The 2623-nt window shown below is 59.9% G+C and carries 2 protein-coding genes; both read left to right on the plus strand.

Going from position 1 to position 2623, the window contains the following annotated elements:
- Window positions 1-1968 (plus strand): DNA helicase Rep (rep, locus tag D8U18_RS03345; protein WP_131107020.1); only part of this gene is annotated, 1968 nt, incomplete at its 5' end.
- Window positions 1969-2024: 56 nt separating this feature from the next.
- A complete protein-coding gene (locus tag D8U18_RS03350) occupies window positions 2025-2597 on the plus strand; it encodes a xanthine phosphoribosyltransferase (RefSeq protein WP_056854144.1) in 573 nt (190 codons plus the stop codon).
- Window positions 2598-2623 lie beyond the last annotated feature (26 nt).

Below are 2623 nucleotides of genomic sequence, written 5' to 3' on the forward strand. Positions count from 1 at the left end.
GTCGGCGGCCCTCTTTTGGTGCTCGCCGGTGCAGGCTCCGGCAAGACCAGCGTGATCACGCGCAAAATCGCGCACCTGATCCAGAACTGCGGCATCCGCGCCCAGTACATCGTCGCCATGACCTTTACCAACAAGGCCGCCCGCGAGATGAAGGAACGGGTCGGCACCCTGCTGCGTGCCGGTGAAGGTCGCGGGCTGACGGTCTGCACCTTCCACAACCTGGGCCTGAACATCATCCGCAAGGAACACGTGCGGCTGGGCTACAAACCCGGTTTCTCGATCTTCGACGAGACCGACGTCAAAGCCCTGATGACCGACATCATGCAGAAGGAATACTCGGGCGACGACGGTGTCGACGAGATCAAGAACATGATCGGCGCCTGGAAAAACGACCTGATCCTGCCGGCCCAGGCCCTGGAAAACGCGCGTAACCCCAAAGAGCAGACCGCTGCCATCGTCTACACCCACTACCAGCGCACGCTCAAGGCGTTCAACGCGGTGGACTTCGACGACCTGATCCTGCTGCCGGTCAAGCTGTTCCAGGACCACGCCGACATTCTTGAAAAATGGCAGAACAAGGTCCGCTACCTGCTGGTGGACGAATATCAGGACACCAACGCCAGCCAGTATCTGCTGGTGAAGTTGCTGATCGGCAAACGCAACCAGTTCACCGTGGTGGGCGACGACGACCAGTCGATCTACGCCTGGCGCGGCGCTCGCCCGGAAAACCTGATGCTGCTCAAGGAGGACTACCCGTCCTTGAAAGTGGTGATGCTGGAGCAGAACTACCGCTCCACCAGCCGCATCCTGCGCTGCGCCAACGTGCTGATTTCGAACAACCCGCACGAATTTGAAAAGCAGCTGTGGAGTGAAATGGGCCACGGCGACGAGATCCGCGTGATCCGCTGCCGCAACGAGGACGCCGAAGCCGAGCGCGTGGCCATGGAAATCCTCAGCCTGCACTTGCGCACCGACCGTCCGTACAGCGATTTCGCGATCCTTTATCGCGGCAACTACCAGGCCAAGTTGATCGAGCTGAAATTGCAGCACCATCAGGTGCCGTATCGTTTGTCGGGTGGCAACAGCTTTTTCGGACGTCAGGAAGTGAAGGACCTGATGGCCTACTTCCGCCTGATCGTGAACCCGGACGACGACAACGCCTTCCTGCGGGTAATCAACGTGCCGCGCCGCGAGATCGGCTCGACCACCCTGGAAAAACTCGGCAACTATGCGACCGAGCGCAAGATCTCGATGTACGCCGCCACCGACGAAATCGGCCTGGGTGAGCACCTGGACAGCCGCTTCACCGATCGCCTGTCGCGTTTCAAGCGCTTCATGGACAGGGTCCGCGAGCAGTGTGCCGGCGAAGATCCGATCTCGGCGCTGCGCAGCATGGTCATGGACATCGACTACGAGAACTGGCTGCGCACCAACAGCTCCAGCGACAAGGCCGCCGACTACCGCATGGGCAACGTCTGGTTCCTGATCGAGGCGTTGAAAAACACCCTGGAGAAGGACGAAGAAGGCGAGATGACCGTCGAGGACGCCATCGGCAAACTGGTCTTGCGCGACATGCTCGAGCGTCAGCAGGAAGAAGAAGACGGCGCCGAAGGCGTGCAGATGATGACCTTGCACGCCTCCAAGGGCCTGGAATTCCCCTACGTGTTCATCATGGGCATGGAAGAGGAAATCCTCCCGCACCGCTCCAGTATCGAAGCCGATACCATCGAAGAAGAACGCCGCCTGGCCTACGTGGGCATCACCCGCGCGCGCCAGACCCTGGCCTTTACCTTCGCTGCCAAGCGCAAGCAGTACGGCGAGATCATCGATTGCGCGCCGAGCCGCTTCCTCGATGAGTTGCCACCGGACGACCTCGCCTGGGAAGGCAACGACGATACCCCGACCGAAGTCAAAGCCGTGCGCGGAAACAACGCATTGGCGGATATACGCGCGATGTTAAAGCGCTAGAATTGACACTTTTATTGACACCTTCGGCGCAAAAGGCGCCAACAGAGGACAGCTTCATGGAAGCACTGCACCAGAAAATTCGTGAACAAGGCATCGTGCTTTCCGACCAGGTCCTGAAAGTCGACGCCTTTCTGAACCACCAGATCGACCCGGCCCTGATGAAGCTGATCGGCGACGAGTTCGCCTCGCTGTTCAAGGACTCGGGCATCACCAAGATCGTCACCATCGAAGCCTCGGGCATTGCACCGGCGATCATGACCGGCCTGAACCTCGGTGTACCGGTGATTTTCGCCCGCAAGCACCAGTCCCTGACCCTGACCGAAAACCTGCTGTCGGCGACCGTCTACTCGTTCACCAAGCAGACCGAAAGCACCGTGGCGATCTCCCCGCGCCACCTGACCAGCAGCGACCGCGTGCTGATCATCGATGACTTTCTGGCCAACGGTAAGGCATCCCAGGCGCTGATCTCGATCATCAAGCAGGCTGGCGCGACCGTAGCCGGCCTGGGCATCGTGATCGAGAAATCGTTCCAGGGTGGGCGTGCCGAGTTGGATTCTCAGGGCTATCGCGTGGAATCGCTGGCGCGCGTCAAGTCGCTGAAAGATGGCGTTGTGACCTTCATCGAATAACCACACCGCAAATCACTGTGGGAGCT

Origin of the sequence: Pseudomonas sp. Sample_10 (genome assembly GCF_004321495.1) — a bacterium.
In the GTDB taxonomy this organism is placed as follows: domain Bacteria; phylum Pseudomonadota; class Gammaproteobacteria; order Pseudomonadales; family Pseudomonadaceae; genus Aquipseudomonas.

What these genes read in the sequence shown, in the direction of transcription:
- D8U18_RS03350 (WP_056854144.1), top strand. Translation starts at nt 2,025, where the DNA reads ATGGAAGCACTGCACCAGAAAATTCGTGAACAAGGCATCGTGCTTTCC.